The organism is Streptomyces parvulus, from assembly GCF_014648855.1.
GTDB classification, from domain to species: domain Bacteria; phylum Actinomycetota; class Actinomycetes; order Streptomycetales; family Streptomycetaceae; genus Streptomyces; species Streptomyces parvulus.
In genome coordinates this window covers 214436-230672 of the sequence record NZ_BMRX01000001.1, presented here as the reverse complement: position 1 = coordinate 230672, position 16237 = coordinate 214436, and the positions used below count along the sequence as shown (strand labels likewise).

Genomic DNA, 16237 nt, shown 5'->3' with positions numbered 1-16237 from the left:
ACCCAGGTATGAGCAGGACGCGCGCATGAGTGATGTTCGGGAGAATCTGACCTACGAGCAGTTCGGCGTCGCCGTGCGCGAACTCGCCCAGACGATCGCGGACGACGGGTACGAGCCGGACATAGTGCTCTCCATCGCCCGCGGCGGCGTCTTCGTGGCCGGCGGGCTGGCGTACGCGCTCGACTGCAAGAACATCCACCTCGTGAACGTCGAGTTCTACACGGGCGTCGGGACCACGCTGGACATGCCCGTCATGCTCGCGCCCGTTCCCAACGTCATCGACTTCTCCGACAAGAAGGTCCTGATCACCGACGACGTCGCCGACACCGGCAAGACGCTGAAGCTGGTCCGGGACTTCTGCCTCGACACCGTCGCCGAGGTCCGCAGCGCGGTGATCTATGAGAAGTCGCACTCGCTGGTCCAGTGCGAGTACGTGTGGAAGCGGACCGACGAGTGGATCAACTTCCCGTGGAGCGTCCTGCCCCCCGTGGTCCGGCGTGACGGTCAGGTGCTCGACGCCTGACCGTCACGGTCGCAAGGGTCAGTACAGGCCCTTGAACGTGTTCCAGCCTCCCGTGCCGATCAGCACCCGGCCCCCGTACGCCCCGGACCCCGTGGACGCGTACCGCCACAGCTTCCCCGTGGTGTCCCGGGCCAGCAGGTCGGTGCGGCCGTCGCCGGAGAGGTCGCCGGTGCCGGCGAGGGCGGAGTAGACGTTCCATCCGCCGCCGACCCGCTCCCGGGGGGTCACTCCGCCGGCGGCGGTGCCGTAGTAGCGCCACAGCACGCCCGCGGAGTCCAGGCCGAGCAGGTCGCCGCGGCCGTCGCCGTTGAGGTCCCCGGCGCCGGTGACGCTCTTGTACAGCTTCCAGTTCGTCTGGATCCGCACCCGGGGCTTCAGGCGGTGGTCGGCCGTGCCGCCGTAGAAGTAGATGTCCCCGGTGGCCGCCTGGCGTGCGATCAGGTCGACGAGCCCGTCCCTGTCCATGTCGCCCGGCGAGGTCAGCAGGTCGTACTGGGACCAGCCGCCGCCGATCGGCGTGTACGGCGACGAGGCGCCGACGACCTTGCCGCAGCCCGGCCGGTAGGCCCGCAGCTGGTCGCCGACCCGCACCAGGACGTCCGTGCACCGGTCGCCGTCCACGTCTCCGACGGGCACGAGCGGCGAGCCGGCGGCGAAGGCGCCCGCGGTGCCGGCGGTGCGGGCGGAGAGACCGCCGGTTCCGGTGCCCCGGTACAGCGACACGGCCCCGGCGGCGTCCGTGGTGAGCAGGTCGCCGAAGCCGTCGTCGCCGGCCATGTCCCGCCAGACGGCCGCGCCGCCGGTGACCGGGAAGGTGCCCGAGACGGAGAGGGCGGCCTGGACGCCGTCGGCGGGCTGCGCGGTCAGGGTCCAGGTGTAGGAGCCGTTCGGGAGCCGGCCGCCGGAGGCGTCCTTCCCGTCCCACGACGGGGCGATCATGCCCCGGGCCTCGCCGCCGGACAGCGTCCGCACGGTCTTGCCGCTCGCCTTGTTCCTCAGCGTCAGCGACCACGAAGCCGCCGGCTTCGACAGCCACCAGCGCGGCTGCCACGCCCCGGCCGCGACGTCCGGGGCGGGCACGTCCGCGTCGACGACGGCGACGCGGGAGGCCGGGACGCCCGACGGGACGATCCGCACCCGGCGGTCCGCGCCCGCGTAGGCGACGTGGCCGCCGAAGCGGTCGACGGTCCAGTCGGCCCGGCGCACGGTCCGCTCGCCCAGCTCCGCGGCGGTGACGATCACCCGCTGGGGCAGGTCCGCCTCCGTGCCCGAGGCCGGGAGGCCGTCGCGCAGGTCGATGAGGGTGAGACCGGCCGCGTCCGACTGCCGCACCAGGTAGCCGTCGCCGAGCAGCGTCCTGTCGGTGCCGAGCTTCAGGGTGCGCCTGGTCTGGCGGTCGTAGACGCCGCCGCTGCGGTAGTCGGGCCAGGAGTCGTCGCACTGCCAGTACACCAGGCGGCCCACGGCCTGGAGCTCGCGCGGGACGCACCCCGCGTCGAAGCTCTCGCCGGCCGCGCCCGTCGTCACGTTCTTCGCCGCCACCGTGGTCGGCACGTTCTGGCCGGGGCCGGCCCAGCCGCCGGCGGCGCTCCACAGGGTGCTGCCCCAGAGCGCGGCCGCGACCTGTTCCCGCTTCTGGAGGACGCGGCCGGTGTCGCCGTTCCCGAGGTCCAGGAGCGCCTGCGTGCCGCCCCACGCCTGGTCCACGACGGCGAACCGGCCGGACAGGTCGACGAGTTCGGGACTGCCGAGTCCCGAGGTCACCCGCGGGCCCCAGGACGCGGAGCCGTTGCGGTAGAGCATGGTGACGTCCTGCTCGGTGGCGGCCTTGCGGCCGTGGTGCCCGTCGCCGCTCGCGAACATCGTGACGCAGTAGCCGCTCTCGCTGTCGCCGCAGTCGTCGTCCCGGCCCGACACGAGGCCGTCGACCGTCGACTTCAGCTCCTCGGGGCGGCCGGACGTCTTCAGCCAGGTGCTCCGGTAGCCGCCGACGTAGGTGCCCGGCATGTAGAGCTTCGAGTCGTCGGCCGTGGTGAGGATGCCGCTGCCCAGCGAGATGCCGGCCGGCTCGGCCTCCCGGTCCTCGATGTCCGCGAGGCGCTTGCGGGTGACGGTGCCGTCCGCGCCGGGCGTGAAGAGGTAGTACCCCCAGTCGAGCGGGCCGTAGTCGGTGTCCGCCTCGGCGCCGGTCACTAGCAGCGAGCCGTCGGGCGTGCGGTGCACGGAGGGCGCGGCCACCGCCAGCAGGGTCTTCAGGTGGTTCCCCTCGCGGTCGCGCAGGGACAGGGCGTTGCCCCGGTACTCGTCGTCGCCGGGGTTGGGCGGGGAGACGGTGGCGAAGCCCTCGCCGAAGGGCAGGACGGTCTCGTCGTACCCCATGTTCCGCAGGTCGAGGGTGGTCGGTTCCGCGTCCGGGTCGTCCCGGCGGTACACCTGGGCGGCGTAGGGCTCCGGGGCGCCGAGGTGGAAGACGGTGTCCCGGTCGAAGGTGACGCGCTCGCCGTGCGTGGAGAGCGTCCTCAGCTTCCCGGTGGCGAGGTCGAGGACCCACCACCCCTGGGACATGGTGGTGTCCTCCCACTTGATCGCGCGGACGGCGACGGACCGCGTGTCGCCCTCGCCGAGGCTGAGGTTCCAGCCCTCCGGCAGGCCCTCCACCCTCTGGTCGCGCACCTCGCCGTCCACCGAGCGCAGCAGGTGCAGGCCGGTCTCCGCGCCCTTCGCACCGGTGCGGGTGACGACGGTGTCGCCGTAGGTCGCGACGTACGACTGGCCCTCGGGGATCCGGATCGTGACCGTCGGTCCGCCGCCGGCCCGCTGCTGGAGCGTCACGTGCGGGTCGGGGGACTCCCCGTACAGGGCGACGGTGTCGGAGCCGTGGCCGAACTCCCCCGGATACGCGGCGAAACGGAAGTCGTCGACGTCGTAGGAGAGCGGCTTGGGCAGCCGGTGGTCGAGGACGGTGACCGCGCCGGTGGCGTAGTCGGTCCAGCGGAGCCGGTCGTCGCCCTCCTGGGCGGTGAGGAAGCCGGTCTCGCCGGCGTTCAGGACCAGGGTGGCGCGGGGCACGAAGCGGGCGCCGGGGCTGATGACGACGGGTTCGGCGGTGGTGCCGGCGGGCGCGGCGACGGCCGTTCCCGTGGTGGCGCCCACTCCGGCGGTCACGGCGAGCGCGACGGTCAGAGCGGTACGGGCGAGCGCGCGCCGACGGCGCTCGGCCCGCTTGTTCAGCGGACGTGTCACGTGTGAGTCCCTCCCCAGGGCGCTCCGCGCAGGGGGGGTGTTCAGGGAACCGCCGCTCGGCCCTGCGCGAGCAGGGTGACATTAGCAGGGGGTGATCACCGCGGGGCAGGGGAAGGGCCCCCGGCGCGACGCCGGGGGCCCTTACGCATCCGAGCTGCTAGAACGTCCCGAGCTTCACGATCGACAGCAGTGCGATCAGCTGGATCGCCGACGCGCCCAGCGCCTTCGGCCAGGGCAGGTCGTGGGAGCGGGAGACCATCAGGGTCAGCAGGGCGCCGGCCGCGATCCAGGTGGCCCAGCCCAGGATCTGGACGAAGGGCGCGTCGCCGCCGGCGAACAGGGCGACGACCAGGCGCGGCGCGTCCGTGATGGACATGATCAGCATGGAGAGGCCGACCGTGGGCTGCCACGCGCCGTCGCCGCCGAGCTGGCGGGCCAGGGTGTGGGTGACCACGCCCAGGACGAAGGCGCTCAGGACCATGGCGACGGCCGTGGTCAGGACGATCGGGACCGCGTTCGACAGGGTGGCGTTGATGGCCTCCTCGCGGGCGCCGTCGAAGCCGAAGACCGCCAGCAGGCCGTAGAGGAACGTCACGATGAGCGCCGGGGCCCACATCGCGTAGTCCCGCATCTGGAGGAAGGTCTGGTTGGGGGCGAGGACGACGCCCCTCAGCAGGTCCTTCCAGTGCAGGCGCGGGCCGACCGGGCCGGGCGCGGGGGCCGATCCGGCGCGGTAGGTGTCGCCCTGGTTGTAGGGGTCGTCGACGGTGAACGCCTGGGTGTGGCCCGGGTTGTTGGCGGCGTACGGGTCGTACGGGGCCTGGCCGCCGGGCTGCCCCGGGTGGTGGCCGCCGTCGCCGAAGTACTCCGGCTCGCCGTGGCCGCCGCCGTGGGCCTGGGGCCAGGGGGAGCCGCCCGGTCCGGGTCCGCCACCCCCGTACGGCTGCTGCGGGTACGGCTGCCGAGGCGCCGCCTGTCCGCCGTACGGCGGTCCCTGGGGCGCCTGCTGTCCGTACGGTGGGCGTTGCGGTCGCGTGTGTGGAGCGCCGTTGTCCCGGCCGCGTCCGATCCTGAATCCAGCCACGCCTTCGAACGTACCTGGTCCCGGAGAGTGACGTGCGGGGCCCGGCCATTCGGGGGACCCTTTGCGGCCGAGCTGTGACATCCCCTACGGGTCTCCCCGAGGGGCCGGTGCACGGCATGCCGCCCCGACCTCGGCCCGAGGCCGCCCGGCCCCTAAGGGGTCAGGAAGTACGCCGTCGAGAAGGTGACCGCCGGCTCCCGCGTCACGAGCCCGTTCGCCGTGCCCCGGTAAACCTCGACGGTGTCCTTGGTGTCGCCCCGGTTCGTCCGCACGACCAGGTCCGCCCGCCCGTCGCCGTCGAAGTCGCCCGCCGTCAGCACGCGCGTCGTCCCCTGGGCGGCGGGCTCCACGGTCACCGCGCCCTCCGTCACCGGGCCCGTCGCGCGGCCCGGGAGGACGCGTACGGCGGGTTCGCCGAGGACCAGCTCCGTGCGGCCGTCGCCGTCGAAGTCGGCGGCGTCGAGGGCGGTGCCGGGGGCGTCGAGGGTGCCGCGGCGGGAGGCGGGCAGGTCGAAGCGGAGGGCCGTGCCGTCCGCGCCGCCCACCGCCGCGTCCAGCGCCTTGCCCCGCCCGAAGGAGCCCAGCGCGACGTCCGTGCCCGCCGGGAGGGCGACCCCGGTGCGGGTGGGGCCGTCGGGGCCGCCGAGGACGAGGGCGGCGGCGCCGGGGCCCGCGGAGGCGCGGACGACGAGGTCGTCGTACCCGTCGCGGTTCACGTCGGCGGCGGGGCCGGTCGGCACCTCGCCGGGGGAGGGGACGGGCGCGCCGGCCTCGCGCGGGGCGCCCTCGCGGGTGAAGGGGCCGCGCAGGTAGCTGAGGTGGCCGGCCGAGGCGTGCAGGACCAGGTCCTCGGCGCCGTCGCCGTCGAAGTCGCCGCAGACCGGGCGCTCGGGCCAGTCGTTGCCGAAGCGTGCCGTGCCGGGGACGGCCAGCGGGACCGCGCGGGCGGCCGGTCCGGCCGGGGATCCGAAGAGGAGCTGGAGCGGGACCGGGGGGCGGCCCTGTCCGTCGTAGGGCGGGTCGGTGGTGACGACGAGGTCGGTGAAGCCGTCGCCGTCCAGGTCGCAGGCCGACTCCGCCTCGAAGACGGCCGGGATCTGCCCGTCCGTGGGGGCCGCGTACTTCGCGGGGGTGAGCAACTGCCGGGTGGCGGGGGCCGGTCCGCGCGCCGAGCCGTAGACGATGCCGATCCCGGCGTCGTCGGCGTGGCTCTCCGCCTTGACCAGGTCGTCGAGGACGAGGTCGCGGTGGCCGTCGCCGTTGAAGTCGTCGGGGACCTCGCTGCCCTCGCCGCGCGGGACGGGCTGCGCGGCGGGGGCCTGGGCCGCGCGCACGGGGGTGGGGCCGGTGCCGTCGGCGGCGGGGGCCGGTCCGCCCCGGCCGCAGGCGGCGAGCAGCAGCGCGCAGCCGGCGGCCGTCGTACCGACCCGGATGGCTCTTCGTCCGCGCACCATTCGCCCCGCCCCGTCCGATCCGGTGATTCCGTGATTCCGTGCCACTGACAACGACCGGGTAATGATGCACGCGTTCGACGAACGGCGACACCCCCGGGTCCGGGCGGGACCAGGGGGTGTCGGCGGCAGGAGTGGTGCGGGTTACTTCACCGGCTCCGGCGTCGGCTCGCTCTCCGGCTCCGGCTCGCCCGCCGGGTCGGCCGGGGTCTTCACCGAGTCCAGCAGCAGCTGGGCGACGTCGACGACCTGAATGGACTCCTTCGCCTTGCCGTCGTTCTTCTTGCCGTTGACCGAGTCGGTCAGCATGACGAGGCAGAACGGGCAGGCGGTGGAGACGATGTCCGGGTTGACGGAGAGGGCCTCGTCGACGCGCTCGTTGTTGATGCGCTTGCCGATCCGCTCCTCCATCCACATCCGCGCGCCGCCGGCGCCGCAGCAGAAGCCGCGCTCCTTGTGGCGGTGCATCTCCTCGTTGCGGACGCCCGGGACGGCGGCGATGATCTCGCGCGGCGGCGTGTAGATCTTGTTGTGCCGGCCCAGGTAGCACGGGTCGTGGTACGTGATGATGCCCTCGACCGGGGTGACCGGGAGCAGCTTGCCCTCGTCCACGAGGTGCTGGAGCAGCTGGGTGTGGTGGATGACCTCGTAGTCGCCGCCGAGCTGCGGGTACTCGTTGCCCAGGGTGTTGAGGCAGTGCGGGCAGGTGGCGACGATCTTCTTCGCCGACTTCGGCTTCTTCGACTCCTCGGTGACCTTGCCGTCGTCGTCCATCTCCTCGCCGAAGGCGGCGTTGAGGGACATGACGTTCTCCATACCCAGCTCCTGGAAGAGCGGCTCGTTGCCCAGGCGCCGTGCCGAGTCACCGGTGCACTTCTCGTCGCCGCCCATGATCGCGAACTTGACGCCCGCGATGTGCAGCAGCTCGGCGAAGGCCTTGGTGGTCTTCTTGGCGCGGTCCTCCAGGGCGCCGGCGCAGCCGACCCAGTACAGGTACTCGACCTCGGTGAGGTCCTCGATGTCCTTGCCGACGACCGGGACCTCGAAGTCCAGCTCCTTGAGCCACTCCAGGCGCTGCTTCTTCGCCAGGCCCCAGGGGTTGCCCTTCTTCTCCAGGTTCTTGAGCATCGTGCCCGCCTCGGACGGGAACGCCGACTCGATCATGACCTGGTAGCGGCGCATGTCGACGATGTGGTCGACGTGCTCGATGTCCACCGGGCACTGCTCGACGCAGGCGCCGCAGGTGGTGCAGGACCACAGGACGTCCGGGTCGATGACGCCGTTCTCTTCGAGGGTGCCGATCAGCGGGCGCTCGGACTCCGCGAGCGCCGCCGCGGGCACCGGGGCGAGCTGCTCCTCGGACGCCTTCTCGTCGCCCTCCATCGTCTTGCCGCCGCCGGCCAGCAGGTAGGGGGCCTTGGCGTGCGCGTGGTCGCGCAGGGACATGATCAGGAGCTTGGGGGAGAGCGGCTTGCCGGTGTTCCACGCGGGGCACTGCGACTGGCAGCGGCCGCACTCGGTGCAGGTGGAGAAGTCCAGTAGGCCCTTCCAGGAGAACTGCTCGACCTGGGAGACGCCGAAGGTGTCGTCGTCGCCGGGGTCGGTGAAGTCGATCGGCTTGCCGCCCGAGGTCATCGGCAGCAGGGCGCCGAGGGCGGTGCCGCCCTTCGCGTCGCGCTTGAACCAGATGTTCGGGAAGGCGAGGAAGCGGTGCCAGGCGACGCCCATGTCGGTCTTGAGGGCGACGGTGATCATCCAGATGAACGAGGTCGCGATCTTCAGGCCGGCGAAGAGGTAGACCAGGTTCTGGAGGGTGGAGACGTCCAGGTTCCCGAGTGCGGAGACGACCGGGTACGAGATGAAGAACGAGGCCTCGTAGCCGTCCACGTGGTGGAGGGCGCCCTCCAGGGCGTGCAGCATGAAGATGCAGACGCCGACGATGAGGATGACGGCCTCGACGAAGTACGCCTGGCCGAAGTTGGACCCGGCGAAGCGGGACTTGCGGCCCGGCTTGTCCGGCCGGCTCAGCTGGCGGATCACGATCAGCGCGAGGATGCCGAGCACCGTCATGGTGCCGATGAACTCGACGAAGACGTTGTACGGCGCCCAGTCGCCGATGACCGGCAGGATCCAGTCCGCCTCGAAGAGCTGCCCGACCGCGTTGACGATCGTCAGCAGCAGGGAGAAGAAGCCCACCGCCACGAACCAGTGCGCCACACCGACGATGCCCCAGCGGTTCATCCGGGTGTGGCCGAGGAACTCCCGGACCACGGTGACGGTGCGCGCTGCGGGATCGTCGGTCCGCGTGCCGGCCGGCACCGGCTGGCCCAGCCGCATGTAGTTGACGATCTGCAGGACGGCGCGGCCGAACAGCGCCACGCCGACCACGATCAGGACCAGCGACACGATGATCGCGGCGAGTTGCATTTGGGGGCTCCTCGGGCCTGCGAGGTTGCGAGGGGATCAGTGTTGCTCGGTATTACTAAGCGGTAACTTATTCAGTCCGTCCGAGACTACCCCGATCCTCAGCCGCACTGTAGTCGGACGTGCGGTGATCTGCGTCGCTGAGGCAACCCTGACCGCCGGGCCCGCCCGGGGGCCCCTTCGCCACGCCGTAGCGGCCGAGCAATTCATAGCAAAACGTGATATCCGGCATAACTTGTCCCCGTGCTCTACGGGATCGCCGCCGCCACCGCCTCCTTCCTCCTCGCCGCCCTCCTCGCCGCGCTGCTGCGCGCCCCCGCCCTCTCCCTCGCCCTCGTCGACCGCCGCCGGCGGCGTCCCGTCCCGCTGTCCGGCGGGGTGGCGGTCGCCCTGGTCACCGGGCTGGTCGCGGGGGTGGGCGACTGGACCGGCGTCGTGCCGCTCGGCCCCGCGGCCGGCCGGCTGCTGCTCGGCGCCCTGGCCGCCGGCGCCCTCGGCCTCGCCGCCGACCTCTGGCGGCTGCGCCGGCGGTGGGTGGTCGCCGGTACGGCCGTCGCGGCGGCCTGCGTGGTGCCGTACGGGGAGACCGGCCCGGTGGCCGGAGTGCTCGCCGTGGGATGGATCACGCTGGTGGCCGCCGCCTTCCGGGGGCTGGACCACGCCGACGGGGTGGCCGGCACGGTGGGGGTCGTCACCGCCTTCGGGGTCGCCGCCTGCGCCGCGGCGGAGCTGCGGGACGGGCTGGCGGTGGCGCTGCTCGCGCTGGCGGCCGCGCTGACCGGGCTGCTGCTGCACAACTGGCACCCGGCGCGGATCGCGCTCGGCGCGTGCGGGGCGCTCTTCACGGGCTTCCTGCTGGCCGGGGCCGCCGTGTTCACCCGCGCGGGGCATCCGCCGGCCGGCGGTGCGGCGGTGCTCTTCGCGCTGACCGCGCCGGCCTGCCTGGACGTCGTACTCGTACTCCTCTCGCGCCGGCTGGCCGGGCGGCCCGTGCTGCGCGCGGGGCCCGACCACCTGGCCCACCGGCTGCGCCGGCTCGGGCTCACCCCGCAGGGCGCGGCGGTGGTCGTCGGCGCGGTCTCCTGCGGCGCGGTGCTCACGGGTGTGCTCGTGCACACGGGCCGGGTCGGGGCGCCGGCGGTGTGGTGGGTCGCGGGAGCCGCGGCGGCCGCGGTGGCGGGGCTGCTGCGGGTACGGGTGTACGGGCCGCGGCACGGGGCAGGGGCGCAGGGCCGGGTACCGGGGCCCGCGCGGCCGCCTCGCGGTGCGTCCCGGGTGCCTCCCGAGGTGGCGGACACCCCTGGGGATGCCTCCTCCCGAGGGACGATTTTCCCGGTTCGCCAGGCTCGGCGGGCCGAAGAAGTCCAGGTCAGCGCCCCGTTGCGTGTAAGGAACGGATAAGAGTTGAGTCGGCTCGACTCACCTCTGTTGACCGCACGGAGACCGTCGTGCACACTTGAGCCTGTTCCACTCAAGTCAGCTGGAGGTTATTCACCATGGCACGTGCGGTCGGCATCGACCTGGGCACGACTAACTCCGTCGTCAGCGTTCTGGAGGGCGGCGAGCCCACCGTCATCACCAACGCCGAGGGCGCCAGGACCACGCCGTCCGTCGTCGCCTTCGCCAAGAACGGTGAGGTGCTGGTCGGCGAGGTGGCCAAGCGCCAGGCGGTCACGAACGTCGACAGGACCATCCGGTCGGTCAAGCGCCACATGGGCACCGACTGGAAGATCAACCTGGACGGCAAGGACTTCAACCCCCAGCAGATCAGCGCCTTCGTGCTGCAGAAGCTGAAGCGGGACGCCGAGTCCTACCTGGGCGAGAAGGTGACCGACGCGGTCATCACCGTCCCGGCGTACTTCAACGACGCCGAGCGCCAGGCCACCAAGGAGGCCGGCGAGATCGCGGGCCTGAACGTCCTGCGCATCGTCAACGAGCCGACCGCCGCCGCGCTGGCGTACGGCCTCGACAAGGACGAGCAGATCATCCTCGTCTTCGACCTCGGCGGCGGCACCTTCGACGTCTCGCTGCTGGAGATCGGCGACGGCGTCGTCGAGGTGAAGGCCACCAACGGTGACAACCACCTCGGTGGTGACGACTGGGACCAGCGCGTCGTCGACTACCTGGTGAAGCAGTTCCAGGCCGGCCACGGCGTGGACCTGTCCAAGGACAAGATGGCCCTCCAGCGTCTGCGCGAGGCCGCCGAGAAGGCCAAGATCGAGCTGTCCTCGTCCACCGAGACCTCGATCAACCTGCCCTACATCACGGCCTCCGCCGAGGGCCCGCTGCACCTGGACGAGAAGCTCACCCGGGCGCAGTTCCAGCAGCTGTCGGCCGACCTCCTGGAGCGCTGCAAGACGCCGTTCCACAACGTCATCAAGGACGCCGGCATCCAGCTGTCCGAGATCGACCACGTCGTCCTCGTCGGCGGCTCGACCCGTATGCCGGCCGTCGCCGAGCTGGTCAAGGAGCTGACCGGCGGCAAGGACGCCAACAAGGGCGTCAACCCGGACGAGGTCGTCGCCATCGGCGCCGCCCTGCAGGCCGGTGTCCTCAAGGGCGAGGTCAAGGACGTCCTGCTCCTCGACGTCACCCCGCTGTCCCTCGGCATCGAGACCAAGGGCGGCATCATGACCAAGCTGATCGAGCGGAACACGACGATCCCGACGAAGCGTTCGGAGATCTTCACCACCGCCGAGGACAACCAGCCCTCCGTGCAGATCCAGGTCTACCAGGGCGAGCGCGAGATCGCGGCGTACAACAAGAAGCTCGGGATGTTCGAGCTGACCGGCCTGCCCCCGGCGCCCCGCGGCGTCCCGCAGATCGAGGTCGCCTTCGACATCGACGCCAACGGCATCATGCACGTGACCGCGAAGGACCTGGGCACGGGCAAGGAGCAGAAGATGACCGTCACCGGCGGCTCCTCGCTGCCGAAGGACGAGGTCGACCGGATGCGCCAGGAGGCCGAGAAGTACGCGGAGGAGGACCACGCCCGCCGCGAGGCCGCCGAGTCCCGCAACCAGGGCGAGCAGCTCGTCTACCAGACGGAGAAGTTCCTCAAGGACAACGAGGACAAGGTCCCGGGCGAGATCAAGACCGAGGTCGAGGAGTCCGTCGCCGAGCTGAAGGAGAAGCTCAAGGGCGAGGACACCGCCGAGATCCGCACCGCCACGGAGAAGGTCGCCGCCGTCTCGCAGAAGCTGGGCCAGGCCATGTACGCCGACGCCCAGTCCGCGCAGGCCGCCGGCGGCGAGGCCCCCGGTGACGGCGCGCAGGCCGGCGACAAGGCCGACGACGACGTCGTCGACGCCGAGATCGTGGACGACGAGCGCAAGGACGGTGCCGCGTGACGGAGGAGACCCCGGGCTTCGACGAGAAGCCCGACGTCCCCTCCGGCGCCAGCCCCGACGACGCCGAGCCGAAGGCCGCCGCCCCCTCCTCGGAGGAGGGCGCGGCCCCGGCCGGGGACGCTAGCGAGAACGCGGGCCTGGTGGCCCAGCTGGACCAGGTGCGCACCGCGCTCAACGAGCGCACGGCGGACCTCCAGCGGCTCCAGGCCGAGTACCAGAACTACCGCCGCCGGGTGGAGCGGGACCGCGTCGCGGTCAAGGAGGTCGCCGTCGCGAACCTCCTGTCCGAACTCCTCCCGATGCTGGACGACATCGGCCGCGCCCGGGAACACGGGGAGCTGGTCGGCGGCTTCAAGTCCGTCGCGGAGTCGCTGGAGACGGTCATCGCCAAGATGGGCCTCCAGCAGTTCGGCAAGGAGGGCGAGCCCTTCGACCCGACGATCCACGAGGCCCTGATGCACTCCTACGCACCGGACGTCACCGAGACGACCTGCGTGGCGATCCTCCAGCCCGGGTACCGGATCGGCGAACGCACCATCCGCCCCGCGCGGGTGGCCGTCGCCGAACCGCAGCCCGGCGCGCAGCCGGCCAAGGCCGAGGAGGGCACCGAGGCCAAGGACGGCTCCGACTCCGCGGAGAACAAGGAGAACGGTGGCCCGGACGAGGGCTGACGGCAGGACCGGAAGCGGGAAGGAGGGACGTCGGGGATGAGCACGAAGGACTTCATCGAGAAGGACTACTACAAGGTCCTCGGCGTCCCCAAGGACGCCACCGAGGCCGAGATCAAGAAGGCGTACCGGAAGCTCGCCCGCGAGAACCACCCGGACGCCAACAAGGGGAACGTCAGGGCCGAGGAGCGCTTCAAGGAGATCTCCGAGGCCAACGACATCCTCGGCGACCCCAAGAAGCGCAAGGAGTACGACGAGGCCCGCGCCCTCTTCGGCAACGGCGGTTTCCGCCCGGGGCCGGGCGCGGGTGGCGGCGGCACCTTCAACTTCGACCTGGGCGACCTCTTCGGAGGCGGCGCCCAGGGCGGGGGCCAGGGGGGCGCCGGCGGCTTCGGCGGCGGACTCGGGGACGTGTTCGGCGGCCTGTTCAACCGCACCGGCGGCGCTCCCGGCGGCGGCACGCGGACCCAGCCGCGGCGCGGCCAGGACATCGAGTCCGAGGTCACGCTGAGCTTCACGGAGGCCATCGAGGGCGCCACGGTGCCGCTGCGGATGTCCTCGCAGGCGCCCTGCAAGGCCTGTTCGGGCACCGGCGACAAGAACGGCACACCGCGCGTGTGCCCGACCTGCGTCGGCACCGGTCAGGTCGCGCGGGGCTCCGGCGGCGGCTTCTCGCTCACCGACCCGTGCCCGGACTGCAAGGGCCGCGGCCTGATCGCCGAGGACCCCTGCGACGTCTGCAAGGGCTCCGGACGCGCCAAGTCCTCCCGGACGATGCAGGTCCGCATCCCGGCCGGGGTGTCGGACGGGCAGCGCATCCGGCTGCGCGGCAAGGGCACACCGGGCGAGCGGGGCGGACCGGCGGGCGACCTCTACGTGGTCGTGCACGTCAAGGAGCACTCCATCTTCGGCCGCCGGGGCGACAACCTCACGGTCACCGTCCCCGTCACCTACACCGAAGCCGCCCTGGGCGGCGAGGTGCGGGTGCCGACCCTGGGCGGTCCGCCCGTCACGCTGAAGCTTCCGCCGGGCACGCCCAACGGGCGCACCATGCGGGCCCGCGGGAAGGGCGCGGTCCGCAAGGACGGCAGCCGCGGCGACCTCCTGGTCACCGTCGAGGTGAGTGTTCCGAAGGACCTGACGGGGAAGGCTCGTGACGCGCTGGAGGCGTATCGCGAGGCGACCGCGGACGAGGATCCGCGGGCGGAGTTGTTCCAGGCCGCGAAGGGAGCTTGATGGGGATGGACGGTCGTCGACGCAATCCGTATGAACTGACCGAGGAGACCCCGGTCTACGTCATCTCGGTGGCGGCCCAGCTCTCCGGTCTGCACCCGCAGACCCTGCGTCAGTACGACCGCCTCGGCCTGGTCTCCCCGGACCGCACGGCCGGGCGCGGCCGGCGCTACTCGGCCCGCGACATCGAGCTGCTCCGCCAGGTGCAGCAGCTGTCGCAGGACGAGGGCATCAACCTGGCCGGAATCAAGCGCATCATCGAACTGGAGAACCAGGTCGCCGCGCTCCAGGCCCGGGTCGCGGAGATGGCCGACGCCCTCGACGGAGCGGCGACGGCGATGCGCCAGCGGGAAGCGGCGGTGCACGCGTCGTACCGCCGTGACCTGGTCCCCTACCAAGAGGTACAGCAGACCAGCGCCCTGGTCGTGTGGCGTCCCAAGCGCCACGGCCAGGCCTCGGACTGACCGCTTTGGGCAGGCGGCACAAGGGAAGACGGCATCGCGAGCCCCGGAGGTCCGGTCGGACCTCCGGGGCTTGTTCACAACGGTGCTGTCTCATTGGTCCAGTAGTTCTTGACGATTTCGTGAAGAGAGCGTTGGCTTCCTTCACCTGGGTCGTCTGGGTCCCCCGGGTCACAACAACACCCGTGTGTCGGAAGGTCAGCGCAGTGAGCAGCCGTGCCCGTCGTACCGCCATATCCGTGGCCGCGTCTCTGATGACTCTGTCGCTGGCCTCCTGCGGCGTCCTGGGCGCCTCGGACAGCAGCGACGAGGCGAGCCCCACGAAGGGCGACGACATCACCGTGGGGCTGCTGCTGCCGGAGAAGGAGAACACGCGCTACGAGCAGTTCGACTACCCCTTCTTCAAGGCGAAGGTCGGCGAGCTCACGAACGACGCGGGCAACGTCAAGTACGCCAACGCCGAGGCGAGCGCGGCGAAGCAGACCGAGCAGCTGCAGCAGATGATCGACGACGAGGTCGACGTCATCGTGCTGGACGCGGTCGACGCGCAGTCCATCGGGGACGGCGTGCAGAAGGCCAAGGACGCCGGGATCCCGGTCATCGCCTACGACCGGCTGGCCGAGGGCCCGATCGACGCCTACATCTCCTTCGACAACGAGCTGGTCGGCGAGGTCCAGGGCCGCTCCCTCATCGACGCCCTCGGCGACGGCTCGGACAGCTCCGACAAGATCGTCATGATGAACGGCTCGCCCACCGACCCGAACGCCAAGCAGTTCAAGGCGGGCGCCATGTCCGAGCTGAACGGCAAGGTGACGATCGCCCAGTCCTTCGACACCAAGGACTGGAAGCCGGAGAACGCCGAGGCGAACATGACCGAGGCGATCGGGGAGATCGGCAAGGGCAACATCGCGGGCGTCTACTCCGCCAACGACGGCATGGCCGGCGGCATCATCAAGGCCCTGGAGGACGCGGGCGTCACCGACCTGCCGCCCATCACCGGCCAGGACGCGGAACTGGCCGCGGTCCAGCGGATCGTCACCGGCGACCAGTACATGAGCGTCTACAAGTCCTACCCGCAGGAGGCGGAGAACGCCGCGGAGATGGCCGTGGCGCGCGTCCAGGGCCGGGACATCCAGTTCGACGCCCTCGCCCGCGACAAGGTCGACAGCCCCACCCACAAGGGCATCCCCGCCCAGCTCGTCCCCGTCGTCGCCCTCACCAAGGGCAACATCGACGAGACGGTGATCGCGGACGGCTTCTACAAGGTCAGCGACATCTGCACGGCGAAGTTCGCGGAGGCTTGCGGGGAGATCGGGTTGAAGTAGGGGAGCCGCTTCAGCGCGGGGCGGCCGGCGGGCGGCCGGGGTCGACTTCGGGGTGTGTGAACCGCACGGGCCTGCCCAGCGACCGGGCGTAGGCGATCTCGGCTCGGGTGCTGTCGCCGATGTAGTCGCCGACCACCAGCACCTCGTCGGCGAGCCGGATCTTCGCCCGGTGCAGTTCGTCGAGCCGGATCTTCAGCGCCGCGGCCTCGTCGGGGTCGGACCAGAGGGCGTGCGGCGCGTTCAGGTCACAGCCCGGTTTGACGACGATCCGGCCGGCCTCGGTCTCCCGCAGGTCGGCCTCGTTCATCTCGGCCATGAAGCGGGTCGAGCCGCAGATCGCGACGACGGGCGGGAGGCCCGACAACTGCTTCGCCTCGGCGAGCCTCTCCTCGGGGGTGGGCATACCGGCGACCTCCTCGGGCACACGTCCCTCATTCCTACCCCCGGGTGCAACGCCGTGACACCTGCGGCATGT

Annotated in this window: 12 protein-coding genes; 7 read left to right on the top strand and 5 right to left on the bottom strand. The window is 71.7% G+C overall.

Annotation, left to right across the window (positions count from 1 at the left end):
- Positions 1 to 25 precede the first annotated feature (25 nt).
- Positions 26 to 523, top strand: coding sequence for a phosphoribosyltransferase (locus IE108_RS01060; protein ID WP_064728972.1), 498 nt, complete (start codon positions 26 to 28; stop codon positions 521 to 523).
- An 18-nt stretch (positions 524 to 541) separates the two neighbouring features.
- Here IE108_RS01060 and IE108_RS01055 read toward each other — a convergent pair whose 3' ends face one another.
- The 4 genes from IE108_RS01055 to IE108_RS01040 form a co-directional block, all read right to left on the bottom strand.
- Positions 542 to 3766: an FG-GAP-like repeat-containing protein gene (locus IE108_RS01055; protein WP_079163599.1), complete on the bottom strand. Its 3225-nt coding sequence runs from the start codon at positions 3764 to 3766 to the stop codon at positions 542 to 544.
- A gap of 157 nt (positions 3767 to 3923) precedes the next feature.
- Positions 3924 to 4931 carry a Yip1 family protein gene (locus IE108_RS01050; RefSeq protein ID WP_064728973.1) on the bottom strand — a complete coding sequence of 336 codons (1008 nt, stop codon included), beginning with the start codon at positions 4929 to 4931 and terminating at the stop codon, positions 3924 to 3926.
- Between the two features lie 71 nt (positions 4932 to 5002).
- Positions 5003 to 6304: an FG-GAP repeat domain-containing protein gene (locus IE108_RS01045; RefSeq protein WP_064728974.1), complete on the bottom strand. Its 1302-nt coding sequence runs from the start codon at positions 6302 to 6304 to the stop codon at positions 5003 to 5005.
- A 141-nt stretch (positions 6305 to 6445) separates the two neighbouring features.
- Positions 6446 to 8728, bottom strand: a complete 2283-nt coding sequence (locus IE108_RS01040) for a (Fe-S)-binding protein (protein WP_064728975.1) — start codon at positions 8726 to 8728, stop codon at positions 6446 to 6448.
- A gap of 240 nt (positions 8729 to 8968) precedes the next feature.
- Between IE108_RS01040 and IE108_RS01035 the strand changes: the two genes are divergently transcribed.
- From IE108_RS01035 to IE108_RS01010, 6 genes are all read left to right on the top strand, one after another.
- Entirely contained in the window at positions 8969 to 10126 is a 1158-nt protein-coding gene (locus IE108_RS01035; protein WP_064728976.1) for an MraY family glycosyltransferase, read from the top strand.
- Between the two features lie 95 nt (positions 10127 to 10221).
- Positions 10222 to 12075 (top strand): molecular chaperone DnaK, encoded by a 1854-nt coding sequence (gene dnaK / locus IE108_RS01030; protein WP_064728977.1) that lies wholly within the window; start codon positions 10222 to 10224, stop codon positions 12073 to 12075.
- Entirely contained in the window at positions 12072 to 12746 is a 675-nt protein-coding gene (gene grpE, locus IE108_RS01025) for a nucleotide exchange factor GrpE (RefSeq protein ID WP_064728978.1), read from the top strand. The genes dnaK and grpE overlap by 4 nt, the downstream gene beginning before the upstream one ends.
- Positions 12747 to 12782: 36 nt before the next feature.
- Positions 12783 to 13979, top strand: a complete 1197-nt coding sequence (gene dnaJ, locus IE108_RS01020) for a molecular chaperone DnaJ (protein ID WP_064728979.1) — start codon at positions 12783 to 12785, stop codon at positions 13977 to 13979.
- Between the two features lie 5 nt (positions 13980 to 13984).
- Positions 13985 to 14440 carry a heat shock protein transcriptional repressor HspR gene (locus IE108_RS01015; protein ID WP_064731870.1) on the top strand — a complete coding sequence of 152 codons (456 nt, stop codon included), beginning with the start codon at positions 13985 to 13987 and terminating at the stop codon, positions 14438 to 14440.
- A 203-nt stretch (positions 14441 to 14643) separates the two neighbouring features.
- Positions 14644 to 15762, top strand: coding sequence for a sugar ABC transporter substrate-binding protein (locus IE108_RS01010; RefSeq protein WP_064728980.1), 1119 nt, complete (start codon positions 14644 to 14646; stop codon positions 15760 to 15762).
- A gap of 10 nt (positions 15763 to 15772) precedes the next feature.
- Here IE108_RS01010 and IE108_RS01005 read toward each other — a convergent pair whose 3' ends face one another.
- A complete protein-coding gene (locus IE108_RS01005) occupies positions 15773 to 16165 on the bottom strand; it encodes a hypothetical protein (RefSeq protein WP_064731871.1) in 393 nt (130 codons plus the stop codon).
- Between the last annotated feature and the right edge of the window lie 72 nt (positions 16166 to 16237).